General features: G+C 60.0%; 23 protein-coding genes. 14 read left to right on the top strand and 9 right to left on the bottom strand.

Features of this window, described 5'->3' with window-relative positions; all coding sequences use genetic code 11:
- The first annotated feature begins 87 nt into the window (after positions 1-87).
- The gene (locus PSH97_RS17830) at positions 88-1,008 is read left to right on the top strand and encodes a universal stress protein (protein WP_305446069.1); all 921 of its coding nucleotides are present in this window, start codon (positions 88-90) and stop codon (positions 1,006-1,008) included.
- Here PSH97_RS17830 and PSH97_RS17825 read toward each other — a convergent pair.
- Positions 998-1,981 (bottom strand): zinc-dependent alcohol dehydrogenase family protein, encoded by a 984-nt coding sequence (locus PSH97_RS17825; protein ID WP_305446068.1) that lies wholly within the window; start codon positions 1,979-1,981, stop codon positions 998-1,000. The two genes, PSH97_RS17830 and PSH97_RS17825, sit on opposite strands and share 11 nt — an antisense overlap.
- Positions 1,982-2,015: 34 nt before the next feature.
- The gene (fnr, locus tag PSH97_RS17820; RefSeq protein ID WP_305446067.1) at positions 2,016-2,762 is read right to left on the bottom strand and encodes a fumarate/nitrate reduction transcriptional regulator Fnr; all 747 of its coding nucleotides are present in this window, start codon (positions 2,760-2,762) and stop codon (positions 2,016-2,018) included.
- Between the two features lie 215 nt (positions 2,763-2,977).
- On the opposite strand from fnr, the gene PSH97_RS17815 reads away from it, so the two are divergent.
- Positions 2,978-5,359: a phosphoketolase family protein gene (locus tag PSH97_RS17815; protein ID WP_305446066.1), complete on the top strand. Its 2,382-nt coding sequence runs from the start codon at positions 2,978-2,980 to the stop codon at positions 5,357-5,359.
- Between the two features lie 6 nt (positions 5,360-5,365).
- On the opposite strand, the gene ftsH is transcribed toward PSH97_RS17815, so the two are convergent.
- The gene (ftsH, locus tag PSH97_RS17810) at positions 5,366-7,192 is read right to left on the bottom strand and encodes an ATP-dependent zinc metalloprotease FtsH (protein ID WP_305446065.1); all 1,827 of its coding nucleotides are present in this window, start codon (positions 7,190-7,192) and stop codon (positions 5,366-5,368) included.
- Between the two features lie 131 nt (positions 7,193-7,323).
- Positions 7,324-8,940 (bottom strand): chaperonin GroEL, encoded by a 1,617-nt coding sequence (gene groL, locus PSH97_RS17805; RefSeq protein WP_305446064.1) that lies wholly within the window; start codon positions 8,938-8,940, stop codon positions 7,324-7,326.
- Positions 8,941-9,218: 278 nt separating this feature from the next.
- Here groL and PSH97_RS17800 point away from each other — a divergent pair, with 278 nt between their 5' ends.
- From PSH97_RS17800 to PSH97_RS17765, 8 genes are all read left to right on the top strand, one after another.
- Entirely contained in the window at positions 9,219-9,716 is a 498-nt protein-coding gene (locus tag PSH97_RS17800) for a BCAM0308 family protein (protein ID WP_305446063.1), read from the top strand.
- Between the two features lie 75 nt (positions 9,717-9,791).
- Complete coding sequence (locus tag PSH97_RS17795) at positions 9,792-10,025, top strand: hypothetical protein (protein ID WP_305446062.1); 234 nt, start codon at positions 9,792-9,794, stop codon at positions 10,023-10,025.
- A gap of 171 nt (positions 10,026-10,196) precedes the next feature.
- Complete coding sequence (locus PSH97_RS17790; protein ID WP_305446061.1) at positions 10,197-11,081, top strand: universal stress protein; 885 nt, start codon at positions 10,197-10,199, stop codon at positions 11,079-11,081.
- Positions 11,082-11,153: 72 nt separating this feature from the next.
- Positions 11,154-12,917, top strand: coding sequence for an acetate--CoA ligase (acsA, locus tag PSH97_RS17785; protein ID WP_305446060.1), 1,764 nt, complete (start codon positions 11,154-11,156; stop codon positions 12,915-12,917).
- Entirely contained in the window at positions 12,914-13,897 is a 984-nt protein-coding gene (pdhA, locus tag PSH97_RS17780; protein WP_305446059.1) for a pyruvate dehydrogenase (acetyl-transferring) E1 component subunit alpha, read from the top strand. Before acsA ends, pdhA begins: the two co-directional genes overlap by 4 nt.
- Positions 13,894-14,880 carry an alpha-ketoacid dehydrogenase subunit beta gene (locus tag PSH97_RS17775; RefSeq protein WP_305446058.1) on the top strand — a complete coding sequence of 329 codons (987 nt, stop codon included), beginning with the start codon at positions 13,894-13,896 and terminating at the stop codon, positions 14,878-14,880. Before pdhA ends, PSH97_RS17775 begins: the two co-directional genes overlap by 4 nt.
- Positions 14,881-14,920: 40 nt before the next feature.
- Complete coding sequence (locus tag PSH97_RS17770; RefSeq protein WP_305446057.1) at positions 14,921-16,036, top strand: dihydrolipoamide acetyltransferase family protein; 1,116 nt, start codon at positions 14,921-14,923, stop codon at positions 16,034-16,036.
- 9 nt (positions 16,037-16,045) lie between these two features.
- Positions 16,046-16,309, top strand: coding sequence for an acyl carrier protein (locus PSH97_RS17765; RefSeq protein ID WP_305446056.1), 264 nt, complete (start codon positions 16,046-16,048; stop codon positions 16,307-16,309).
- 22 nt (positions 16,310-16,331) lie between these two features.
- Here PSH97_RS17765 and PSH97_RS17760 read toward each other — a convergent pair whose 3' ends face one another.
- Positions 16,332-16,898, bottom strand: a complete 567-nt coding sequence (locus tag PSH97_RS17760) for a phosphoribosyltransferase family protein (RefSeq protein WP_305446055.1) — start codon at positions 16,896-16,898, stop codon at positions 16,332-16,334.
- Positions 16,899-17,141: 243 nt separating this feature from the next.
- On the opposite strand from PSH97_RS17760, the gene PSH97_RS17755 reads away from it, so the two are divergent.
- On the top strand, positions 17,142-17,840 hold the full coding sequence (locus PSH97_RS17755; RefSeq protein ID WP_305446054.1) for a phosphoribosyltransferase: 699 nt from the start codon (positions 17,142-17,144) through the stop codon (positions 17,838-17,840).
- A 1-nt stretch (position 17,841) separates the two neighbouring features.
- A complete protein-coding gene (locus PSH97_RS17750) occupies positions 17,842-18,504 on the top strand; it encodes a dienelactone hydrolase family protein (protein WP_305446053.1) in 663 nt (220 codons plus the stop codon).
- 21 nt (positions 18,505-18,525) lie between these two features.
- Here the strand turns inward: PSH97_RS17750 and PSH97_RS17745 are convergent, their stop codons facing one another.
- Positions 18,526-19,893 (bottom strand): erythromycin esterase family protein, encoded by a 1,368-nt coding sequence (locus tag PSH97_RS17745; protein ID WP_305446052.1) that lies wholly within the window; start codon positions 19,891-19,893, stop codon positions 18,526-18,528.
- Between the two features lie 61 nt (positions 19,894-19,954).
- Positions 19,955-20,497 carry an Hsp20/alpha crystallin family protein gene (locus tag PSH97_RS17740; protein WP_305446051.1) on the bottom strand — a complete coding sequence of 181 codons (543 nt, stop codon included), beginning with the start codon at positions 20,495-20,497 and terminating at the stop codon, positions 19,955-19,957.
- Positions 20,498-20,764: 267 nt separating this feature from the next.
- On the opposite strand from PSH97_RS17740, the gene PSH97_RS17735 reads away from it, so the two are divergent.
- A complete protein-coding gene (locus PSH97_RS17735) occupies positions 20,765-23,044 on the top strand; it encodes a heavy metal translocating P-type ATPase (protein ID WP_305446050.1) in 2,280 nt (759 codons plus the stop codon).
- 44 nt (positions 23,045-23,088) lie between these two features.
- On the opposite strand, the gene PSH97_RS17730 is transcribed toward PSH97_RS17735, so the two are convergent.
- Complete coding sequence (locus PSH97_RS17730; protein ID WP_305449825.1) at positions 23,089-23,514, bottom strand: potassium channel family protein; 426 nt, start codon at positions 23,512-23,514, stop codon at positions 23,089-23,091.
- Between the two features lie 57 nt (positions 23,515-23,571).
- Complete coding sequence (locus PSH97_RS17725) at positions 23,572-24,219, bottom strand: BON domain-containing protein (RefSeq protein WP_305446049.1); 648 nt, start codon at positions 24,217-24,219, stop codon at positions 23,572-23,574.
- Between the two features lie 291 nt (positions 24,220-24,510).
- Between PSH97_RS17725 and PSH97_RS17720 the strand changes: the two genes are divergently transcribed.
- Positions 24,511-25,899: an MBL fold metallo-hydrolase RNA specificity domain-containing protein gene (locus PSH97_RS17720; RefSeq protein ID WP_305446048.1), complete on the top strand. Its 1,389-nt coding sequence runs from the start codon at positions 24,511-24,513 to the stop codon at positions 25,897-25,899.
- Positions 25,900-25,979 lie beyond the last annotated feature (80 nt).

Raw genomic sequence — 25,979 nt, 5'->3', positions numbered from 1 at the left:
CTGATGTAAATCAACCGGGATAGGGGGTAACGGGCGCAGTCTGGGAACAGGCCGGCGCTTTGGACCGGCACCGAATCGAGGTGTGTGATGGGTCAATATCAACGTGTGTTGCTGATCGCCGACCGAACCCTGTACCAGTCTCCGGCCTTGCAGCGCGCCGTTGCCCTCGCCAAGGTCAGCGGGGCGGCGCTGGATGTGCGGGCGTTTATAGAACCGGCACCGATCATCCATTTGTGGGAGGAAAAAACCGATGAGGCGGAGTACCAGCGCTATCTGCGCCGCTATCGCCGCTGGATGGCGGAAGAAATCCAGCGCCTGAGTGGTGAGGGATTGAACGTGAGCGTGGAGGTGGTCTTTACCACTCATCCCTTGCTGGACATCTTGAAGTGCGTAGAAGAGCTCAAGCCCGACCTGCTGATCAAGGACGTCACGCTGGAGCCGCTGCTCAAACGCGTGTTCGTCACCCCTCTGGATTGCCACCTGCTGCGCGAATGCAGGGTGCCGGTGCATCTGGTCAACCGGGCCCGTTGTGCTTTGCCCCGGCGCATTGTGGCGGCGGTGGACCCGTTTGACCCCTCGACGCAAATCAGTGGCCTCAACGACACCATCATTCAATCGGCGAATGCACTGGCCCTGCAATGTGACGCATCGCTGCATCTGCTGTACGCGTATGACTTGTCACCGGCCTTCAATGGCGATGCGGCCCTGGTCAGCGGCGGGTGGAATGTGGATTTCATGGAGGAGCTGCGGCAATCGCTGCACCAGGCATTTGTCGCTCTGGCTGAGCGCTATGGCGTGCCGCCGGAGCGTCGGCATTTCATCATGGGCCTGCCGGCGCCGGTGCTGAGTGAGTTTGTCGAGGAGTACCAGGTCGATGTGGTGGTGATGGGCACCGTGCACCGGGTGGGGTTCGAACGGTTGATCGGCAGCAACACGGAACGGGCGCTTTACTCGGTACCGGGCAGTATTCTGGCGGTCAAACAGCCGGGGTCGCTCGTCAGGGAATGAGCACGATCGCCCCTTTGACCTGACCGGCCCGCAGGCTTGCCAGTGCCTGATTGGCATCGTCCAGGGCGAAACAGGTGACGTCGCTGTGCACGGGCGTATGCCGCAGCTCTGCAAAAAACGCCGTGCCGTCTTCGCGGGTCAGGTTCGCCACCGATCGGATGCTGCGCTCGCCCCACAGCAGTCGATAAGGGAAGCCGGGGATGTCGCTCATGTGGATGCCCGCGCAAATCACACAGCCGCCCTTGACGGTGGCTTCCAGCGCCAACGGCACTAGCGCACCGACGGGGGCGAAGATCAGGCTGGCGTCGAGCGGGTGCGGCGGCGGTTGATCCGAGGGGCCTGCCCATTCGGCGCCCAGGGTTCGGGCATAGGCCTGGCCCTCGCTGTCGCCCGGTCGGGTGAAGGCATACACCTGCTGGCCCCGCCCCCGCGCCACCTGAATCGCCAGATGCGCCGCCGCACCGAAGCCATAAAGACCCAGATGACGAGCCCCTTTGGCCATTTGCAATGCGCGAAAACCGATCAGCCCGGCACACAGCAGCGGTGCAGCTTCCGTGGCCGAGAGCGCGTCCGGAATGGGGAAACAGAAATGAGCGTCGGCAACGGTGTAATCGGCATAACCGCCATCCAGGTGACAGCCGGTGAACCGGGCGCGATCGCAGAGGTTCTCCCGGCCCGAGCGGCAGAATGTGCACTCACCGCACGTCCAGCCGAGCCAGGGAACGCCCACGCGCTTGCCGACCCAATCGGGCGTAACGTCGGCACCTACCGCTGTCACTTCACCGACGATTTCATGGCCCGGCACCCGCGGCAGCACCGCTTGCGGCAATTCACCATCCACCAGATGCAAATCAGTGCGGCACACGCCACAGGCCAGGACTTTGATCAACAGCTGGTGCGCGTCAGGTATCGGGATAGCACGCTCTTCCCGTTGCAGCGGCTGGCCGGAGGCATGCAAGACCATGACGCGCATGACGACTCTCCAAATGCCTGTGCACCGTAGGGCGTCAGAGGGGCGACTGCCGGTGACAGCCGACGACCAGTTGCTTGAGCCCGTCCAGATTCAGGACTTTGACGTTACGCCCGGAAATCTCGACCAATTCAAGATCCCGCAGATGGGCGATGCCCCGACAGATGGTTTCCAGGCGCAGGCCCAGATACGAGCCAATCTCTTCACGGCGCATTTTCAACACAAAGTCTCTGGACGAGTATCCGCGAACGCTCAGCCGTTGCGACAGGTTTAGCAGGAAGGCCGCCAGGCGTTCATCGGAGTTCATGTTGCCCATCATCATGAGCAGGTTGTGTTCACGCACGATTTCCCGGCTCAGGAGCTTGTTCATGTTGTGTTGGAGCGAGGGCAGTTCCTGGGCGAGTTTCTCCAGTTGGGCGAAGTTGAAGGGGCAGACTTCGCTGTCCTCCAGGGCAAAGGCACTGCAGGTGTGCCGATCGTCGCTGATGGCGTCCAGGCCGAGCATCTCGCCGGGTATCTGAAACCCGGTGACCTGTTCACGACCGTCGACCGACAGCATGCTGGTCTTGAATGAGCCGATCCGTACCGCATAGAGCGAGCGCAATGGATCCCCGGCCCGGTACAGGGTTGCCCCCTTTTTAACCTTTACGCGCTGAATGATCAGGGTATCCAGCCGTTCGACTTCGTGGCTGCTCAAGCCAATCGGCAGACACAACTCCAGAACGCTGCAATTGGCACACGCGGCTTTCAGATAATGATGTTGATACGGCCGGGTTTCAGGCATCGCAGAAATTCCCCCTGACAGGAGCTTAGAGAATAGTTCGGATCCCCCGTTTCAATCGGGCGTTTACAGATAGAATCGATGAGCGGGGAAAAGCTTGTCCCTGTTGAGCCGGGATCGACGGCCTAAGACTTGATGTAAATCAAGTCTTAGGCCGCGCAGACACCCAGAATCGACGCATGTCTTGCGGTTTACCCCAGGCCCTGGTGGAGGACGTCATGAGCGATTTTCTGAGTGCCGAGCAACTGGAAGGGCTGGATGCCTACTGGCGGGCGTCCAATTACCTGGCGGTCGGGCAGATCTACCTCAAGGACAACCCGCTGATGAAGGCGCCGCTGACGCTGGCGCATGTAAAACCACGGTTGCTGGGGCACTGGGGCACAACGCCGGGGTTGAACCTGATCTATACGCACCTCAATCGCCTGATCACAACCCACGACCTGAACATGATCTTTATTGCCGGCCCCGGGCATGGCGGCCCGGCGGTCGTGGCCCAGACCTACATGGAAGGCACGTACACCGAGTTCAACCCGTCGGTGGGGTGCAACACCAACGGTCTGACTCGACTGTTTCGGCAGTTTTCCTGGCCTTACGGCATTTCCAGCCATGTTTCGGCGCAGATACCGGGGTCGATCCATGAAGGCGGCGAGCTAGGCTATAGCCTGGCCCATGCCTACGGTGCCGCGTTCGATAATCCGGACCTGGTGGTCGCGTGTGTCATTGGCGACGGCGAGGCCGAAACCGGGACGTTGGCGGCCAGCTGGCACTCCAACAAGTTCCTCAACCCGGCGCGCGACGGGGCGGTACTGCCGATTCTGCATCTGAACGGGTACAAAATCGCCAACCCGACCGTGCTTTCCTGCATCAGCGAGGAGGAGTTGTCGGCCTTGATGTATGGCTACGGCTACGATCCGTATTTCGTCGAAGGCGATGACCCGGCAGAGGTTCATCAAGCCCTGGCCAGGACGCTGGACACCATGGTGCTGGAGATTCGTGAAATTCAGCGGGTCGCGCGTCAACAGTCGCAAACCCGGTCACTGGGGCGGCCCCTGTGGCCGATGCTGGTATTACGCACGCCCAAGGGCTGGACGGGACCGAAATTCGTCGATGGCCGTCGGGTCGAAGGCACCTGGCGCGCGCATCAAGTCCCCTTGGCCGATTTCCAGCAACCCACGCACTTGCGGCAACTGGAGGAATGGCTCAACAGCTACCGCCCTGACGAACTGTTTGACGCCAATGGCACCTTGCTGCCCGAGATCGCCGCCCTGGCACCGACCGGCCACCGACGAATGAGCGCCAATCCCCATGCCAACGGGGGGCTGCTGTTACGGGCGCTGGAGCTGCCGCGATTCACCGATTATGCGGTGAACACCGAGGTTCCCGGTGGCCTGCGGGCAGAAGCCACACGGGTGCTGGGAACGTTTTTGCGGGACGTGATGAAAGACAATCTGACGTCGAGCAATTTTCGTCTGTTCGGTCCGGACGAAACCGCCTCGAACCGGCTGGACGCGATGTATGAGGTCAGCGCCAAGGCCTGGATGGAGCCCCTGGGTCCCGACGACATCAACCTGGCGGTCGATGGCCGGGTGATGGAGATTCTGAGCGAGCAGGTGTGCGAAGGCTGGCTCGAAGGCTATTTGCTGACGGGCCGGCATGGCTTGTTTTCCTGTTACGAGGCGTTCATCCACATCGTCGACTCGATGTTCAACCAGCATGCCAAATGGCTGAAAACCGCCGCCGAAGTGCCTTGGCGCAAACCCATTGCCTCGCTCAACTATTTGCTCACGTCCCATGTCTGGCGCCAGGACCATAACGGCTTCTCCCACCAGGACCCCGGGTTCATTGATCTGGTGGCGAACAAGACCGCGGATGTGGTCCGGATCTATCTGCCACCCGACGCCAATTGCCTGCTGTCGGTGGCTGACCATTGCCTCAGAAGCCGCAACTACGTCAACGTGATCGTGGCCGGCAAGCAACCGGAGTGGCAATGGCTGAATATCGATGCGGCGATCCGTCATTGCCAGGTCGGTATCGGGCGGTGGGCCTGGGCTTGCCAGGATGATAGCGATCCGGACGTGGTGATGGCCTGTGCCGGCGACGTTCCGACCCTGGAAACCCTGGCCGCGGTCACCTTGCTGCGCGAGTACGTGCCGGATTTGCGGGTGAGGGTGGTCAATGTCGTCGACCTGATGGTCCTGCAACCGTCGTACCACCATCCCCATGGTTTGCCGGACATTGCATTCGATGAGCTGTTCACCGTCGACCGGCCCGTGATTTTCGCCTTCCATGGCTATCCCGCGCTGATCCACCGACTGCTGTACAAACGCACCAATCATGAAAACTTCCACGTTCGCGGCTTCAAGGACGAGGGTGCGACCACTACACCGTTCGACATGGCGGTGCTCAATAACATGGATCGCTATCAGCTGGCGCTGGATGTCATCGAGCGCGTGCCCCGGCTGCACGATCAGCTCCAGACCGCCCGGGCGCGCTACTGGGCGACGATGGAGAAACACAAGCTTTACCTCATTGAACACGGGCAAGACATGCCCGAAGTGATGCAGTGGCAATGGACACCGGCGCCGGATCACCAGGCTTGATGGGTCTCACAGTTTCGGTAATGACGGGGCAGGCTTGAGCGGCAGCAGAGGCGGGAATTCCTCGGGGGTGAGGGTTTCCTTTTCCAGCAACAGGCGGGCCCCCTCATCGAGGTCGGCCCGGCGACTCTGCAGCAATGCCTTGGCCCGTTGGTAGGCTTCATCGAGCAGGGCGCGGATACCCAAGTCGATTTCCCGGGCGGTCTGTTCCGAATAATCCTTCTCGCCCATCGTGGCCATGCGATCCCCCAGGTACGTTGGGGTTTGCTTCTCCAGCACCGACTGTCCGAGTTCGGGGCTCATGCCGAAGCGGGTGATCAGTTGCCGGGCAATATCAGTCGCGCGGCCCAGATCGTCGGCGGCGCCGGTGGAGATCTGGCCATAGACCAGATCTTCGGCGGCGCGCCCGGCCATCAGCACAACAATCCGGTCCTTGAGGGTCTGGCAACTGATCAGGAAGTGATCCTCGGTCGGTCGCTGCAGGGTATAGCCGAGCGAGCCGATGGCCCGGGGCACGATCGAGACTTTATGCACCGGGTCCATCGCCGGCAGCGTGCTGGCGGCCAACGCATGCCCCATTTCGTGATAGGCCACCACCCGGCGTTCGTCGGGATCAAGCAGGTTGCTCTTGCGTTCAAGCCCCGCGATAAGGCGTTCTACCGCGGCCGTGAAGTCATTCAGGTTGACGGCATCGGCGCCGCGGCGGGTGGCGACGATGGCCGCTTCGTTCACCAGGTTGGCCAGGTCGGCGCCGGTGAAACCGGTGGTTATTTCGGCGATACGTGCGCCATCGAGCCCTGGCTCCACGGTGATTTTCTTGAGGTGAACCTTGAGAATCGCTTCCCGGCCTCTGCGATCGGGACGGTCGATCAGAATCTGCCGGTCGAAGCGCCCGGCGCGCAACAGCGCCGGATCAAGGACCTCCGGCCGGTTGGTCGCGGCCAGCAATACCACGCCTTCGCGGGGGTCGAAGCCGTCCAGTTCGGCCAGTAGCTGGTTGAGGGTCTGTTCTTTTTCGTCATTGCCGCCTAACACGCCGACGCCGCGCATCTTGCCCAGCGCATCGAGCTCATCGATGAAGATGATGCAGGGCGCCGCCTGCCGTGCCTGTTCGAACAGGTCGCGTACCCGGGCCGCGCCGACCCCGACGAACATTTCGACAAATTCGGACCCCGAAATCGAGAAAAACGGCACACCGGCTTCTCCGGCGATGGCTTTGGCCACCAGAGTCTTGCCGGTGCCCGGCGGGCCCACCAGCAAGGTGCCCTTGGGAATGTGCGCGCCCAGGCGTGCGTATCGGGCCTTGTCCTTGAGGAACGAGACGATTTCCACCAGTTCGGCCTTGGCTTCGTCGATGCCCGCGACATCGGCGAAGGTCACCCCGGTATCGCGTTCGACAAATACTTTGGCCCGGGATTTGCCGACATTCATCAGCCCGCCAAGGCCCTGTTTATCCGCCATCCCGCGAAACAGAAAATGCCAGAACACCATGATCATGATGAACGGCAACAACCAGCCCAGCAGGCTGTTCATAAAGGTATTTTCGGTGGTTCCGGTAAAACCGACGCCCGATTGAGAGAGTTCGGTCGCCAGTGCCGGATCGACCCGCACCGTTGAAAACCGCTCGCGTCCGTCGATGGGCTCTTGCAACTTACCGCTGATCTGGTCCTTCTCGACCCGCAAATCACTGACTTTTTGCTCGCTCAACAGTTGCAGAAATTGGCTATACGGGAGGGGCTGCACGGCCTGGCGCTCGCCAAAGAATATCTGCATGAGGCTCAGCACGATAAAAGCGATCGCGAAGTAGGACAGGTTCCACTGGTCGTTCTTTTTCATGGCCTTGGCTCAGAGTGGGAACGCATATCGGTAAGCCCGCGGCCAACCCATTTAATAAAGATAGCCTGCTTCAGCTTCTCCCTCGCGCAGGGCACCGGATGATGTGCACAGATCACCTCGCCTCGTGTCGGTCATTCAGGAAACGGTGGCTGGGCAGGCGATTCCTTTTCCGGAATATCCGTCATGGTCGCCTCGGTGAGCAGCAGGATACTGGCGACCGACACGGCATTTTCCAGGGCAATGCGCACCACCTTGGTCGGGTCGATGATGCCGGCTTCGTACATGTCCACATAACTATTGGCTGCCGCATCGAAGCCCACGTTGCCCGATTCGGCGAGCATGCGGGCTATGACCACGCCGGCATCCACCGCCGAGTTTTCAGCGATGAACCGCGCCGGTGCTTCCAGAGCCCGACGCAGAATCTGCAGGCCGGTTTTGACATCGCCCTCATGGTTGGCTTCTTCGGCTGCAATCATCGGCACGGCTTTGAGCAGGGCCAGACCGCCCCCTGGAACAATGCCTTCGGCGATCGCCGCCCGGGTCGCGGAAATCGCATCGTCCAGTGCATCCTTGCGCGCTTTCATTTCAGATTCGGAAGGCGCGCCGACGCGGATCACCGCCACGCCGCCAGACAGCCTGGCCAGGCGTTCCTGAAGTTTTTCCCGGTCGTAATCGCTGGTGGTGTTGTCCATTTGCACGCGGATCTGTTGCAGGCGCGCCTCGATAGCTTCGCGTTTACCCGCGCCGCCAATCAGCGCCGTGCTGTCTTTCTGCACCACGACTCGATGAGCCCGCCCCAACTGGCTCAATTCCACCTGTTCGAGGTTGATCCCCAGCTCATTGGAGATCACGGTTGCGCCGGTCAGTACGGCAATGTCCTGAAGCATTTCCTTGCGTCGATCACCGAAGCCCGGCGCCTTGATCGCCACCGCGCGCAATACCCCCCGAATCTGGTTCACCACCAAAGTGGTCAACGCTTCACCCTCTATGTCGTCGGCGATCAGGACCAGTGGTTGGCCACTTTTGGCAATCAGTTCCAGTAATGGCAGCAGGTCTTTGAGCACGCCGATCTTATGGTCACAGAGCAGCAGGTAGGCATCGTCGAGTTCGGCCTGCATCTTCTCGGTATCGGTCACGAAGTAGGGCGAGACATAACCACGGTCCAGGCGCATCCCTTCCATGACCTCGACCACTGTTTCGGTGGTCTTGGACTCTTCGACACTGACAACACCTTCAATGCCGACCTTTTCCAGAGCGTCGGCAACCAGTTGACCGATGACCGCGTCGTTATGGGCCGAAAGCGTGGCGACCTGGGCCTTTTCCTTGGGTGTGCTGACCGGGCGCGATTGCGCCAGCAGCGATTGCATGACCAGAGAAAGCCCCCGGTCCATGCCGCGCTTGAGGTCTATCGCACTGGCACCGGCGACGACGTTGCGGATGCCGTCAGCCAGGATTGCATGGGCCAGCACCGTCGATGTGCTGGTCCCGTCCCCGACGGCCTCGCCGGTGCGTTCCGCCGCCTGACGCAGCATTTGCGCACCCAGATTCTCCTCGGGGTCCAGCAGGTTGATCCGTTTGGCAATCGTCACGCCGTCATTGCAGACCGTCGGATTGCCCCATTTACTCTGAATCAACACCGATTTCGATTTCGGTCCCAGGGTCACCCGGACAGCGTCCGCCAGTTGTGTGGCTCCACTCAGGATTTTCTCGCGAGCGGCAGCACGAAACAGGATTTTTGTGTGGGCCATCAGGTTGCTCTCCTGAAGAGTTCTGCATCTTTTCAGCTTCTATGAAATGGCATGTGCAGCGTTGATTTTTATCAACAAAGCCACAGTACGTACCGTTCGGATGATCGACCGTCGGTTGTTGGCCCGAATTGACAAATATCAACCTGCGCCACAGCAAACCGGGCCCAAATGAACTCTTCGAATCCACGGTGTTTTCAGTGGAGCTGACTGGGAGGCGGGCGATTTGAAAACACGGTTTCGCGTGGGATTTTTAGCCAACTCATTTGCGAGGAAAGACCATGGACAAGTTTCAGCAGAGTCAGAAAAACCAACTGTTCAAAACACCGGCCCATGATCCTTATTGCTTGCCGAAAATCGAAGGCTCTGCCGTCTGCCCGCAGTGTGGGGCCGCCTACCAGGCCGGTAACTGGACCTGGAAAGTTCCTGAGAACACGGTGGTTCATGATGCGCAAACGGTGACCTGCCCGGCCTGCCAACGTACCAATGACAATCATCCGGCGGGTACGCTCACGCTATCGGGCAGCTTCTTGTCCGCGCATCGAAACGAAATCATCAACCTGATCGAAAACACCGAGAAAAAGGAAAAAGCCGAGCATGCCCTGGAGCGCATCATCAGCCTGACCGATTCCGAGGGCGCGCTGGTTGTGACCACCACAGGCATCCATCTCGCGAACCGCCTGGGCCATGCACTGAAAGCGGCCTTCAAAGGCCACGCCGATTATCAGTACAGCGATGACGAGTTTGGGGTGAGCATCGATTGGACGCGTGACGAGTAGAACCGGGGCGAGGGGGGGTACTCGACGCTGCAAACTTGAAGAAATGACAGGAGGTCAGGATCGAGGAGTACGACCATGATCGTCAATGATTCAACGACACAATCTGCCGCCTGTTCTGAATCAATCAATCGTTGTGCGGCGCTCTTTTCCGAAGCCGACCGACTGAGCAAACAAGCCTATGCGTTGTTGAGCGAGCCTGTTTCGACTCAGACGATAGAACGATTTTCTGCAGCGAAAAAACTGGCGGATGACAAATACCGTCAAGCCCGGCGGGAATGGTTGAAAACCATGAACAAGAGCGAGCCATGATGCAAGGCTGCGGCAAGTCGCCCGGCGAAGGTATTTGATTTATATCAACGCCAGTGTCAGTGCAACGGAGGAGTCTGGGTTGACGCTGGTGCCTGATCCAGCGAGGGCGCAACGACCGCGCCCTCGCAACAGGCCATGGCGTGTTGAAGCCCACCTGCCTGGAGTCAGATCATGAGCCAGTATCAACGGTTGTTATTGATCATCAACCCGGCCCTGCGCCACTCTCCCGCAATACAACATGCGGCGGCCCTGGCCAAGGCCAGCGGGGCACGTTTGCATATCGCTGCCTTGATAAAGTCGTTGGACATTCTGTCGCTGCTTGAAGAGGGCGTGCGGGAAACGGCGCGGGAGACCTACCTGCAAGACCATCGCGACTGGTTGGCGTATCAGGCAAAAAATATCCGTGGTCGGGGGATCGAAGTGACGGCGGAGGTGGCCTGGGCAGATGACTTGCAGCAGGACATTCTGGATCACGTTACGGAAATGCAACCCGACCTGTTGATCAAGGAGGTTCAGCATGAATCGGCGCTCAAGCGCGCGTTCTTCACCCCGCTGGATTGGCACTTGCTGCGCCACTGTCCGGTGCCGGTCTATCTGATAGGCGGCAGTGGTCACACCTTGCCGCACAAGATCGTGGCCGCGGTCGATGCTTCGGGTACCGATGCCGACAAAGAGCTCAATGACCGGATCATCCAGCAGGCCAATGGCCTGGCGCTGCAGTGCAACGCCGAGTTGCACCTGCTGTACGCCTGCGACACCACAGACTATCTGGGCGATATGGGCGGCGGCGGCCTGACGCTGTCGGAGCTGACCAAACAGTTGCGCAAAGAACTGGAAAAATCGTTCCTTTCCCTGGCCGGTCGGTACGGCGTGGCCTCTGACCGTCGGCATTTCATTCTCGGGCACCCGGTGTCGGCGCTGAGTGAGTTTGCCAACGAACATCAGGTGGACGTGATCGTGATGGGCAGAGTCCAGTCCCATGGCTTGAACAAACTGGTGGGCAGCACGACCGAACATATTCTGTATCAGGTGCCGTGCAGCGTCCTGGCGGTCTAGGGACGGCCCCGTTCACGGTTGATCACAACCCTGGGTGACAGGTTGTGATGAACAGCCGTTGAGGTAAAGCCCATGCATTTGCCGATGATCAAAAAGAAACTCACCGGTTTGCCGACAAAGCCCAACTGGCTGGACAGCGAACAAGCCCGCGCAGCCTTTTCCTGGCAGGTGGAGGCGCTCGAATTGGCCGGGTTGCCAGGGGGCGGCATGAACCTCGCCTATGAGGCGGTGGATCGGCATGCGATGGGAGGGGCGCGTGAACAGACGGCGTTGCGCATTCTCGATCGCCAGGGCGGGCATCGCGACATCAGCTTCGGGCAACTGAGCACGCTGACCAACCGCTTTGCCAATGTGCTGAAAACATTGGGCGTGGCCCCCGGCGAACGCTTGTTTGTGCTCTGTGGCCAAGGGCTGGAACTGTATCTGGGCGTGCTCGGTGGCTTGAAGCTCGGGTGCGTGGTTTCGCCGTTATTCTGCGCGTTCGGCCCCGAGCCCATCGAAACCCGGATGCGTCTTGGCGAAGGCAGTGTGCTGCTGACCAGCGAATCCCTTTATCGACGCAAGATCGCGGCTATTCGTCAGCATTTGCCGGCACTCAAGCATGTGCTGCTGTATGACGCCGAGGGTGGGGATACGAACGCCGTGGAGGGCACCCTCAGCGTGCATCGATTGCTGGCCGAAGCCGCTGACGATTTCGACATCGCCCGGACCACGGTCGACAGTCCCGCGCTTTTACACTTCACCAGCGGCACGACCGGCACCCCCAAAGGTGTATTGCATGTGCATGGCGCCGCACTGACGCACCGGGTCACCGCTAAATACGCCCTGGATTTACACCCTGAGGATATTTACTGGTGCAGCGCCGATCCGGGCTGGGTCACGGGGACTTCATACGGGATCTTCGCGCCGCTGCTGCTGGGCGTCACCAGCGTGGTCGAGGGCAATGAATTCGATGCCGAACGCTGGTACCGGATTCTCGAAAAACAACAGGTAACGGTCTGGTACACCGCACCGACGGCCATTCGCCTGCTGATGAAAGCCGGAGATACGTTGGCGCGCAGCCATCGCTTTCCCTGTCTGCGGTTTATTGCCAGTGTCGGAGAACCGCTCAACCCCGAGGCGGTCTGGTGGGGTAAAGAGGTGTTGGGGCTGCCGATCCACGACAACTGGTGGCAGACCGAAACCGGCGGAATCATGATTGCCAACACGGTCTCGATGGCGATTAAACCGGGCTCCATGGGCAAACCCTTGCCCGGTGTAGAGGCGGCCATTGTCGAGCGCAAGGCGGACGGTTCGCTGGTGTTTCTTGAGGAAAATGAAGTCGGTGAACTGGCTCTGAAACGGCCATGGCCCGCCATGTTCCGTACTTATCTGGGGCAGGAGGAGCGTTATCGACAGAGCTTTGTCGGTGAGTGGTACCTCAGTGGTGATCTGGTGCGTCGCGATGCCGACGGTTATTTCTGGTTCGTAAGTCGCGGCGACGATGTCATCAAGTCGGCCGGGCACTTGATCGGCCCGTTCGAAGTTGAAAGCTCGCTGATGGAGCATCCGGCAGTGGCCGAGGCCGCCGTGATTGGCAAGCCCGATCCTCTGCTGGGTGAAACCGTGAAGGCGTTTGTTTCGCTCAAGAGCGGATTCACCGCCAGCCCGGCGCTGCACGATGAATTGCTGGGCCATGGACGCAAGCGCCTGGGTGCCGTGGTCGCGCCAAAGGAACTGGCGTTCATGCAGGCACTGCCGCACACCCGCAGCGGAAAGCTCATGCGACGTCTGCTCAAGGCCCGGGAGCTGGGTTTGCCTGAAGGTGATACTTCCAGCCTGGAGAATCCGTCATGAGCCTTCAATCGTTGCCCAAGGACTTTGCTCTCGAATTGCTGCGGGACATGGTGCGCATCCGTCGCCTTGAGGAGCGCGCCGGCGAGCTGTATGGAGAGAGCAAGATCCGTGGCTTCCTGCACCTGTACATCGGTGAAGAAGCGGTCGCCGTCGGTGTTCTGCATGCACTGTCAGCCGACGATGCAGTGGTCGCAACGTATCGCGAACATGGCCATGCCCTGATCAAGGGAGTGCCCATGAACACCATCATGGCCGAGATGTACGGGCGCCAGGAAGGCTGCTCGCGAGGGCGTGGCGGTTCAATGCACCTGTTCGATGCCGGTACACGTTTCTTCGGCGGCAATGCCATCGTCGCCGGCGGCTTGCCACTTACTGTCGGCCTGGCGCTGGCCGAGCGTATGCAGGGTGGATCGCGGCTCTCCGCGTGCTTTTTTGGTGAAGGTGCCATGGCCGAGGGAGCATTTCACGAGTCGATCAACCTGGCCGCCTTGTGGCAGTTGCCGATGCTGTTTTGCTGCGAGAACAACCTCTATGCCATGGGCACGGCCCTGGAACGTTCGCAGTCGCAAACCGACCTGTGTGCCAAAGCCTCGGCGTACAAGGTCCAGACCCGGTCTGTCGATGGCATGGATGTGGTCGCGGTGTATGAAGCCACTCGTGAGGCGGTTGAACATATCCGGCAAGGGCGCGGGCCTTTTTTCCTGGAGTTTCGTACCTATCGGTTTCGCGCCCACTCGATGTTCGATCCGCAGCTGTATCGCGACAAGGCCGAGGTAGAGCAGTGGAAGACCCGCGGACCGATTCACACCTACAGTGCCCGGCTCAAGGCCCAAGGCCTTTTGGACGAACCCGGTTTTCTGGCGGTCCTGGCCCAGGTGGACGCCGAAGTGGAGGCCGCCGTCGCTTATGCCGAAAGCGGCAGCCTGGAACCGTTGGAGGATCTGTCTCGCGACGTCTACACCCCGAGGGCCGCGCCATGAGCACTCGCATGACTTACCGCGACGCGCTGCGCGAGGCACTGCGTGAAGCGTTGCAACGGGACCCTCGGGTGTTTCTGATGGGCGAAGACGTCGGTCGTTACGGTGGCAGCTACGCCGTCTCTCTGGGGCTGCTTGAAGCATTCGGCCCGGAGCGCATTCGAGACGCGCCATTGTCCGAATTGGGCTTCGTGGGGGCCGGTATCGGCGCGGCGCTGGGGGGCATGCGGCCGATTGTAGAAATCATGACGGTGAATTTCAGCCTGCTCGCCCTCGATCCTCTGATGAACACGGCTGCTGCCCTGCGGCATATGTCCGGGGGCCAATTCTCGGTTCCCCTGGTGGTGCGCATGGCGACGGGCGCGGGACGTCAGCTCGCGGCGCAACACTCCCACAGCCTCGAAGGCTGGTATGCGCATATCCCCGGGCTGAAAATTCTCGCCCCGGCGACCGTCGAGGATGCACGCGGCATGCTCTGGCCTGCGCTGCTGGATCCGGACCCGGTGCTGATTTTCGAACACGCCCAGCTCTACAACATGGAAGGTGATACCGGCGACTGGAAGACTCTGGACATCACTGCCGCCAAGGTTCGCCGAGTCGGCAACGACCTGACCCTGATTGCGTATGGCGGCACACTCGGCAAGGCCCTGACAGCGGCGGAGCAACTGGCCGGGGAGGGCATTGATTGCGAAGTGATCGACCTGCGGGTTCTGCGCCCTCTGGATGACCAGACAATCATGGCCTCGGTGTGTAAAACACGCCGCGCCCTTGTCGTCGATGAAGGCTGGCGCAGCGGCAGTCTGGCCGCAGAGATCATCACGCGGATTATCGAACAGAGCTTTTTCGAGCTGGATGCTCCGCCATCACGCGTGTGCAGCGCCGAGGTGCCGATACCTTACCCGCGGCATCTCGAAGAGGCTGCGTTGCCACAGGTGTCGACGATCGTCGCGGCCGCGCATGAGCTGTGCCAGGGCACGTCCGCGTGATGGCATCGACGTGTCGAACCCAAGGCCGGGAGGGTCAACCATGATCGAATTCAAATTGCCGTCTCTGGGGGCCGATATGGATGAAGGCACGTTGCTGGAATGGAAAATCCACCCGGGCGATGCGCTCAAGCCTGGTCAGGTGATTGCCGTGGTCGATACGGCCAAGGCCGCCATCGACGTAGAGTGCTGGCACGATGGCACGGTCCTGCAACTGCTGATCGACGTCGGCGCCAAGGTACCCGTGGGTACACCCATCGCGCTGTTGCTGGAGCCCGGTGAAAGTGCGCAGACCGCGCGACGGATGCCGACCCCACCGGTGCTGACCGCAGAAGAAAACCTCTCCGATAGACGCCCGAGGATTTCTCCGGCTGCACGCAAGCGCGCTGCCGAGTTGGGGCTCAGCGCCAGTCAATTGCAAGGCCATGGCCCCCACGGTGTGGTTACTCTGGATGATGTCGAGGCTGCCGCCCGTGTGGCCCCGGAGCCTGACCATAACCAGGCCATGCGGCACACGATCGCAGCGGCCATGAGCCGTTCGAAGCGCGAGATTCCCCATTATTACCTCAGTGAAACCATCGCCTTGGGTAAGGCCATGGCCTGGTTGCAGGCACACAATGCAAAAAGCCCTTTACAGGAGCGCCTGTTGCCCAGTGCGTTGCTGCTCAAAGCGGTGGCGTTGGCCCTGCGCGACTATCCGCAGCTCAACGGTTCCTGGCAGAACAATGCCTTTGAACCTGCGCTCGATACCGACCTTGGGGTGGCAATCACCCTGCGCCAGGGTGGTCTGGTCGCCCCGGTGCTGCGTCATGTGGCGGACACAGCCTTGACCGATTTGATGAGTGGACTGGCCAGCCTGGTGGAGCGTGCCCGCAGCGGTTCTCTGCGCAGCTCCGAGCTTGGTGGCGCGGGCATAACGGTCACCCAACTCGGCGATCAGGGCGTAGACAGCGTACTGGGTGTGATCTATCCGCCGCAGGTCGCCCTGGTCGGCTTCGGTCGTATCTGCGAGCGCCCCTGGGTGAACGAAGGCCAGTTGTGCGTCATGCCCACCGTTGTCAGCAGCTTGTCTGCCGATCATCGGGTCAGCGATGGTCACTATGGCGCTCGCTTTCTGGGGGAAGTCCGTCGCTTGTTACAAACGCCAGAGAACCTTTGAGGTGAGCCTATGGACCCGCTATCGGTACGCAATCAGGTGTTGAGCGCCTTGAAGAGCATCGCTCCTGAAGTCGAGCCTGAGCAGTTACACAGTGACCGGTCGCTACGCGAGGAGGTTGATCTGGACTCGATGGACTGGCTTCGGCTCATCGAAGCCCTGCATCGGAGCCTGGGCATTGCCATTCCTGAAACCGATTACCAACACGTGGACACCCTGGACAAGCTTGTCGCCTATCTGTTGCAAAAGGGCGCACCCAGCGCGCAGGCCACTTGAAACCCCTTGATCAGTCGCGCCGTCAGCGGGCGGCGCCGTGACGCAGCACTTCAATGCAAAACTCCATTTCGTAGGGGGGCACGTTGCATTCGACGATGTCATGGGCGGCCACTTGCAGGTGCACCCCGACAATATTGGCATGGATCGGCTGCTGGCAGACATGCCGGTCGACCAGGACTGCCGTGTAGACCCGACGAGCACCGAGTTGCGCCAGGTACGCGCAGGTGCGCAGGAGCGAATGGCCTTCAAACAGCACATCATCGACAACCAGCAGGGTGGTATTGGCAAGGTCCAGCGTGTTGAGAAGCGGATTCTCGGTCAGTGCCGTATGTGCATGCAGCACCTTGAGGTCATCGGCATAGCGCTTGACCTTCAGGGGGTAGAGAGGCAGTTCTGGCTGGCCGGTCTGACGTGACAGATGTTGCCGTAAACGCTGTGCCAGAGGCTCACCGCGGCGCTGGATGCCAATCAGTGCCGCTTGAGCGGGCGGCAACAGGGTTGCGGCCTGGCGCGCCATCGCCTGCAGCACCGAATCGAGCTCATCGCTGTCGTACAAGCGCAACCGCTGACTCGCAGGCAGAGTTGGCATGGCAGTCTCCCGTCGAAAGCCGATGGGTGAATCATAGCGTAAGGGCTGTGCAGGGCATGCGACTGCGAGGGCCAGTGGACAGCCTTGCGCGCAGACTTGATATAAATCAACAACAAGGAGACTCAGGAGCGGAATCTAAACCAAGGATGATGCTTGATTCAGCGAGGACGCAACGGCTGCCCACGGAGAAGTCAGGGCGGTGTGATACGCACCGACAGGCGTGATCGCCCGGGGAGGTTTCAAGTGATTCAGGGTTCCTCATCGCAAACCATCTTGCGCGACCGGGTTGATGCCGGCCGGCGCTTGGTAGAACCGTTGCTCAAATACGCTCATCGCCCCGATGTCATCGTTCTCGCCTTACCCCGTGGCGGCGTTCCTGTGGCCTATGAAGTGGCCACTGCCCTGGAAGTTCGCCTCGACCTGATGCTGGTGCGCAAGCTCGGAGTGCCATTCCATGAGGAGTTCGCCATGGGCGCCATTGCCAGTGGCGGCATACAAATCGTCAATGACGATGCGCTGCGGGCGAACCGTATCGATCAACGCACACTTGATAACGTGGTTGCACGGGAAACCCAGGAGCTGTTGCGTCGCGAGCGTGTATACCGTGGGACACGCGCGCCGGTGCAACTCAAGGGTCAGGTGGTGATTCTGGTCGACGACGGCCTGGCGACCGGCGCCTCGATGATGGCGGCGATACGCGCGGTGCGCCTGCAATCACCGGCCCGCATCGTCGTTGCGGTGCCGGTGGCACCGCTGGATACGCTCGAAGCCCTGTATAGCGAAGTCGATGAGGTGATCTGCCCGCTCATTCCTGAGTGGATGATGTCGATCGGTTATTGGTACATGAACTTTTCCCAGACCTCGGACGATGAAGTCATCGATCTGTTGCAACGGGCCTGGCACAGAGAATCCGGCGGGAGTGTTCCCGGTCAGGAGGATTGAAATGATTGAGGCTCGCTATCGAAAGCTGGACCTGGAGGACGTGGCGCTGTCTGCCGACTTGCGTCTGCCCAAGAACGCTGTCGGCCTGGTGGTTTTCGTCCATGGCAGCGGCAGCAGTCGTTCAAGCCCGCGTAATCAACTGGTTGCCGAGTCGCTGGCCCGGCGAGGGCTGGGCACATTACTGTTCGATCTGCTCACGGAACCGGAGCAACGCCTGGACAATCAGACCCGGAAATTGCGTTTCGACATCGAGCTGCTATGCCGGCGACTGGTGAAGGTGATCGACTGGATTGGCCGTGATGCCGAACTGCAACAGCTTCGGATCGGATTGTTCGGCGCCAGCACCGGTGCCGCTGCGGCGCTGATGGCAGCGGCCGAGCGTGCGGACGTGGTGCATGCCGTGGTGAGCCGAGGAGGGCGGACCGACCTTGCGGGGGCGGCGCTGGCCCGCGTGAAGGCACCGACCCTGCAGATTGTCGGTGAGCACGATCCGGTGGTGCTCAGTCTTAATGTGCAAAGCAGCCATGCCTTGCAGTGTGAGAAACGGCTGGAAGTCGTGCCGGGCGCTACGCATCTTTTTGAAGAAATGGGCACACTTGAAGCAGTCGCCAGGCTGGCTGGCGACTGGTTCGAGCGGTATTTGCACGGTAGCCGTCCAACGTAGACTACTGCCGTCTGATGCTGGTCATACGCCAAATGGAAAGGTTTCGTCTTCCGGTTCCAGCGTCTGGCTTTTTGGCAAGGGCAAGGCCGTCACCGGTGTTGTCTGTTCAATCCAGACCATGGCGTCGAATTGTTCGGCGAGCACTGCCTCGAAGTAATGACTGCTGCGTTCGGTTTCGGGGCGATAAATCACACCGATGGCCCGCTCCAGCAGAGGTTTGGACAGGGCTTGACGCAGATCTTTTCGCTGCGGATCTCGCCAGTCGGTCAATGAAGCCGGCACGCCGGCCTTGAGGAACTGACGCTCCCAACTGTCTGGACGAGACGGCCGGACGTCCTTGATGAGCATCTCGCCATCCCAGTCATCGGCTGCGGCGACTTGGCCACGGTCGGTGCTCATGCCGATCAGAACGACATCGCGCCCATAGGCGCTGCGGCATAGCTGGCCGATATTGAACTGTCCCTTCCAGCCCATGTGCGTGGCGGCTGCATTGCCGATATGCGAGTTGTGCGCCCACACCACGGCTTTGGCTTGAGGACCGCGGTGCTCAAGCAGCGCCCGTAATGTGTCGAACATATGCCTGTCACGCAGGTTCCAGGAGGCGGTCGAACCTCGATAAATCGCTCGGTAGTACTGTTCCGCCGCCTGCACGACCCGGGCGTTTTGCGTTGCGTTGAAGAACGCCTCATCGTCCTTGATCAACCCGGCCAATTGTTCGGCCAGCATGGCATTGAGCTGTTCGACCACGGCATGCTCGCAGGGCATCACCCCGTCGCGTTCGACAAAGTGGCCGTACAGCGCAGGATCATCCTGCCAGGGGGTCAAACAGCCATAGCGCCGCCGAGCTTCGTGTGCCAGCTGCGGGTCGACACGGTCCAGATAACTCAGTACTTCATGGATCGAGTTGCGCAAACTGTAAACGTCGAGGCCGCGAAACTCTACGCGGCGTTCAGGCGCGTGTTGATGGTTGTACTGATGCAGCCAGTGAGCGAACGCTTTCACATCGGTATTGCGCCACATCCAGGTCGGGAACCGGCTGAAGATGTGCCGTGTCCACGCCGAATGCGCCAGCCCTCGGGCATAACGGTCAACATGGCCCGCGTCTGGCCAGTCTGCTTCGACGGCAACAATGTTGAACCCATGCTGCTCAATCAGTCGTTGGGTGATCGCCGCCCGGGTTCGATAGAAATCGCTGGTGCCATGGCTGGCTTCACCGATCATCACCACGCGCGCATCCGCGTAGCGGTCGAACATTTCACCGAATGCAGGTGAATCCAGTGCCGGCAGGGGCTCAGCGTATTGACGCAAGAGCGGGGCGATGGCGGCCTCGTCAATGTGCGCATGTGAGCCATAAAGTGTGTTCAGCATGTCTTGGGAAGGTGTGTTCATGAACGTCACCCTACAAAAGCCCCTCGTCGGTTTCCCGACAAGGGGCAGGACTGTCAGGGGATCAGTCGGCTTTGATCGGCACGACTTTATCCGCCTGCATGGCTTCGGGCTTTTTCGGCAGCGAGACCTTCAGCACGCCTTTGTTGAAATTCGCTTCTATCTTCTCGGCGTCGACGCCTTTAGGCAGATTGAACATCCGCTCGAAGGAACCATAGCTACGCTCGCTGAGGTAGTAGCCCTTCCTTTTCTCTTCTTTCTCCTCTTTCTTTTCCCCTTTGATGATCAGGCTGCCGTTGGACAGTTTGATCTCAATGTTCTTCTGATCCATACCGGGCAGTTCGGCAGTGACTTCGAAGCTTTTGTCATTCTCGGTGATGTCTACCGCAGGCATTGCGCGGCTTGTCAGCTCCCGGCGCCACAGAGGGTCTACATCGAACAGTCCACGGCCGAATGTTGACAACCCTGAACCTCGATTGAAGTCTTCGAACAGGTGATCCACCTGTTGGCGAAGCTTTTCCAGGGGATGCCACAGATCGGTTGTCGATGGGCGCAGACCGGTTTTTTCTTCGGTTTTCACGGGTACTTTTTTCGCAGAGTCGCTCATTTCATTTCTCCTCTTGGTGAACAGAAGATATGGCGGTGTGAACGCTGACTCTTAATGTCTACGTGAACGGCCAAAGTCTGTTTGATTTAGATCAGAAAGAGCGCAGACGGCAGTGGGGCTGGTCGCGGCCGTTGCGCTAACGATAAAAACTGCCCCAATTGATGTCGCATGGCGAACAGGCCGGGCATTCGAGTCCTAAGCTCTATCCATTCATGTCGCAGGCTTGCAGCGTTGCATCGCAAGCGCTTTTTGGAGGAACTCACATCAATGCTCGGTAAGTGGCTGGACCCGGCGCTATTACTGCTCACCACCCTGACCCTGTTGGTCGGGGGCATTGCGCAGGTCGTCGGGAAGTCTGACTGGGCGTCGATTTGCTGGGCCGCAGGTAGCTTGGTGATGGCCCTGGTATTGCTCGTCGAGATTGCCGGGCGCCTGGCCCGGCGCGAGGCCGGTGTAGACCTGATTGCATTACTGTCGATTGCAGCAGCGTTGTTTTTTCAACAGACGCTGGTGGCGGCGGTGATCGCCTTGATGCTGGCGTCCGGGCGCATCCTGGAGTTTTTTACCAAACAACGCGCCGAACGCGAGCTGCGTGCGCTGGTCGACCGGGCGCCACGCTTTGCCTGGCTGCAGGAAAGTGGCGATTTACGGCAGATACCGGTTGAGCAGATCCAGCCGCAGCAGACACTGCTTGTACGCTTGGGGGAGGTGGTACCGGTCGATGGCCGTCTGCTCAGTTCTACCGCCGTTCTGGATGAATCGGCGCTCAGCGGTGAGTCACTGCCGGTCACCCGCCAGGCAGGGGAGCAACTGCCCAGCGGCGTCACCAATGTCGGTGCGCCCATTCTTCTGACAGCCACGCGAACGGCAGCGCAGAGCACCTATGCCGGGGTGGTGCGCCTGGCCGAAGCCGCACGACGCTCGCGCGCGCCTTTCGTGCGTCTGGCCGACCGTTATGCATTGCTCTTCATTCCTCTGACATTACTGATTGCCGGGATCGCCTGGCACCTGAGCGGAGATTCTTTGCGCGCGCTGGCGGTTTTGGTGGTGGCCACACCTTGCCCTTTGATTCTGGCGGTGCCGATCGCGATCATGTCAGGTATCTCCAGGGCGGCGCGGCGCGGGATTCTGATCAAGGACGGCGTGACCCTGGAAGCGCTGGCCGGGGTCAAGCAGGTGTTTCTCGACAAGACCGGCACGCTGACCAGCGGCCACGCCCGTCTGCAGTCGATTGAAACCAACGGAGCGGTCGATCCGCAGCGCCTGCTTGGGCTGGCCGCTTCGCTGGCGCAAGCCTCCACGCACCCGATCTCCCAGGCCATTGTCACAGCGGCGCATCAACGTGGATTACCGCTCAGCCTGCCGCAGGACGTCGAAGAAAGTCCGGGCGCGGGTCTTGGCGGGCTGATTGATGGCCAGCATGTGCGCTTCGGCACCTTGTCGTTTGTGCAAAAAGACATGCCTGTGCCTGGCTGGGCCACCACCATGCTGCGCCACATGGATTACCTGGCGTGCAGTGGCAGTTTCATTGAAGTGGATGGGGCGCTCGCCGGGCTGTTGATTTTCTCGGACAACCTGCGTCGGGAAACCCCGCTAACCCTGCGTCGACTGCGCAACAGAGGCATCGAGAGAATCGTCATGCTCACTGGCGATCGGCTGGAAACCGCCGAGATGATTGCGCTGTCTGCCGGGATTGACGAGCTGCGTGCCGGGTTGACCCCCGAGGACAAAGTGCGTGCGGTCCAGGAAGGTTGCCTGCGCGCCAGCACTCTGATGGTGGGCGATGGCATCAACGATGCCCCCGCACTGGCGGCGGCCAATGTCGGTGTGGCGATGGGGGCCAGCGGTGCCACGGCCTCTGCGCAAGCCGCGGGGGTTGTGCTGCTGGTGGATCGTCTGGATCGTCTGGTCGAGGCGCTGGACATTGCCCGCCGGACCCGTCACATCGCCCGCCAAGGCGTGCTGGTTGGTATGGGTATGTCCTTGCTGGCCATGGTTGTGGCGGCCTTCGGTTATCTGCCGCCGCTTATCGGCGCCATTGCGCAGGAAGGCATCGACGTGGTGATCATTATCAATGCCTTGCGTGCATTGATGCCGTCGCGAGGTGTGCGCCAACAGCTTGCCGGGGAGCATATCGATCGCCTGCAGGACGAACACGATCAGCTTTCCACGGTGCTGAGCGATCTGCATCAGATGGCCAATGACTTTGCCCTGCGTCCACTCGAGCAGGCGCAGGCTGACTTGGGCGAACTGGTAAAAAAGCTGCAAGTCTCACTGGTCTGTCATGAACGCGAAGATGAAAAAAACCTGTACCCGCTGCTGACGCAAAGCATGCAGGGTGAGGACCCCTTGTCGGCATTGAGTCATGCCCACCGAGAGATTTTCCGCCTTATCCATTTGCTGGCGCGTATGAGTGCTGACTTCAGTGCCGACCCTGCAACGGCTTGCGCCGATGAGATTCAGCACCAGTTGATTCGGCTGGATACCCTTGTGCAACTGCACTTTGACCAAGAGGAGGAACTGTTCCGTTATCTCGACAGACGCTAATGAAAAGCCGGTTTCAGTCGCTCGTGCAAGGGAAGGGCGACGGGTTATTTGCGCTTCCAGTACTTCTGCATTTCGATAAACAAAAAGGATGCCGTCCAGGTGATGAGTACCAGACCGGTCAGGGCCTCCAGACCCGTCAGGTACTTGAGGTTGCCCACGGGTGAAATATCGCCGAAACCGATTGTCGTGTAAGTGGTGAATGAAAAGTACACGCAGTCCATCAGCGAGCCATCGAAGTTTCCCGTCAAGTTGCCCCATTCGTCTGAGCGCACCATCAGGTAATAGACCAGCGCGAAGCACCACACCTCTATTGCATGGGCCGTCAGGGCACCGAACACCCCGACGACGATCCTGAAACGGCTCCAGAGTTTAAGCCTCGGCAACCAGTCGTTGAGGCGCAACAGGCATTCGTAGTGGATCACCACTGCGATGACCACCGCCAAGGTGTTGATCAACGTGACCGCGATCATCATGCACCTCCAGTGAAACGCGGTCGGTGCGACCCACGATTTTCCCAGGTCGTTGACTCAGGCGAGTAGCAAATGATCTTCAACCTGCCTCACACCGGGCACCGACCAGGCTGCACGTTCCGCTATCTTGCGTTCGCGCCACAAATGAACCCTGCCTTCAAGCTTCACGACGTCGCCTTCGACCTTGACATGGATCCCCTTGGCATCGACTTCGGCATTGCGCTTGAGGGCCTCTTCGATACGCTGCTGGACATCGACCGCATTCACCCGCGCACGAAGGGTCAGCCGGTTGTCTATGCCCACCACTCCCGACAATTTGTGCACGGCCCGCTCCACGGTTTCTTTCTGGTATTGCCAGTCCACTTCGCCTTCCAGGGTGACCCACCCGTTCTGCACCGTGATTTCGATGTCTTCCTCGGGAATGTCGGAGCTCCACGCGATGATGTTCAAGGCCCGGGCTGCGATGGTGTCATCCGCCGTGCCAGCGTTTTTCTCCGGTCTGACCTGAATTTCTTCGGCCAATGCGCGTACGCCTTTGATGCTTTTTACCGCGCGTTCTGCGTTGATTTTCTGCAAGTAGCTCTTGACGTGCCCGGAGAGCGTGACGACGCCGTTGTCCACGGTCACACCGATGTTGGCAGCATCGATACCAGGCTGGAATTCAAGCTCTTCCAGAATATGTTGACGCAAACTCAAGTCGCTCATGGTGATGCCCTCTGTCTGATGCGTGGATGACAACGGACGCAAGCCTGGCCCGATCAGTTTTTTTTACACGTGAACGAGGTCAAGACATTGAGCTAAATCAACAAGGCTTCTGTGAGTGCGTCCGGCTATCACTAGCCGGTCATTAATTGACAAAAGTCAGAGCCCCACGGCGATAACCCCAGATACTGTTCATCACAGCCTGACACTTCCCTGTCGCGATGAACCGAGGGGAAAACCATGGATAAGCGTTTGTCCGTCAGGTAAAGCGTTACCTGGTTTGAGGAAGTGACGATGCGAATGACATTTCTCGGTGCGGCGGGCACGGTGACCGGCAGCAAGTACCTGCTGGAACATCACGACCACCATGTGCTGATCGATTGCGGTTTGTTCCAAGGCTATAAGCAACTGCGTTTGCACAACTGGGACCCTTTCCAGGTACCGGTTCGCGACCTCGACGCTATCGTGCTGACCCATGCCCATCTGGATCACAGTGGCTATTTACCGGTGTTGGTGCGCAACGGTTATCGCGGGCCGGTGTATGCCACGCCCGCGACCTGTGAACTGGTGAAAATCCTGCTGCGTGACAGTGGCCGCTTGCAGGAAGAGGAGGCCGAGTTTGCCAACCGCCACGGCTTCTCCAAACACACCCCGGCGCTGCCGCTTTATACCGAGCAAGACGCCGAGCAAGCGCTGAAACTGTTGCGGCCGGTGGAGTTGCACCACCGGGTCGAGATTGTGCCGGGGATGAGCATTCTGTTGCGCTGCGCCGGACATATATTGGGCGCCGCCACCGTGGAAGTGGTGGCTGATGGCATGACGCTGGTGTGCTCCGGGGACCTGGGGCGGCCGAACGATCCATTGATGTTCGCCCCGGAAATCATCGAGCAGACCGATTACCTGCTGGTGGAGTCGACCTACGGTGACCGACAGCACCCTGTTGAGTCCCCGGAGGAGCAACTGGCGCAGGTCATCACCCGCACTGCTTTGCGCCACGGCATCACGCTGGTGCCATCGTTTGCGGTCGGGCGTGCACAATTGCTGATGTATTACCTGTACAGGCTTGTCCAGAAGCGGGCGATCCCGGACCTGCCGATCTACCTCAACAGCCCCATGGCGACCGATGTCACGCGCCTGTATCAGCGTTTTCGCAGTGAGCACCGGCTGTCACTGCAGGAGTGCGAAGGCATGTGCCATGTCGCGCATTTCGTGCGCTCGACCCGAGACTCTATCGAACTGGACCGGCAACGCACCCCGGCGGTGATCATCGCCGCCAGCGGCATGGCCACCGGTGGACGGGTACTTCATCACCTCAAGGCACTGGCACCCAACCCGTTGAATACGCTGCTGGTGCCGGGCTTCCAGGCGGGCGGTACTCGCGGTGCGCAGATCGTCGCCGGTGCTCCATCGGTGCGTATCCATGGCAAAGACGTGCCGATCCGGGCCGAGGTGATACCGATGGAAACCCTGTCCGCGCATGCCGATGCAGATGAAATCATGCAGTGGTTGCGCGGGTTCAAACGGCCGCCGAAACATACCTATGTGGTGCACGGGGAACCGAATGCCTCGGATGTACTGCGCCGGCGTATCAGTCTGGAACTGGGCTGGTCGGTTTCGGTGCCGGAGTACCGCGACAGTGTTGAATTGACCCCCGTCGATCAGCCCTCAAACTCAGCACTCTGACCGTAAATTTCTTGGCCGGTGTTTCGGCAAAGGGCCGGGGATAAGATGAGCAAGACAGTTGAATCTGGCAGCCACACTAT

Source organism: Pseudomonas cucumis, assembly GCF_030687935.1.
Taxonomy (GTDB): domain Bacteria; phylum Pseudomonadota; class Gammaproteobacteria; order Pseudomonadales; family Pseudomonadaceae; genus Aquipseudomonas; species Aquipseudomonas cucumis.
The sequence above is the reverse complement of the archived record's forward strand: the minus strand, read 5'-3'. Positions and strand labels throughout refer to the sequence as shown.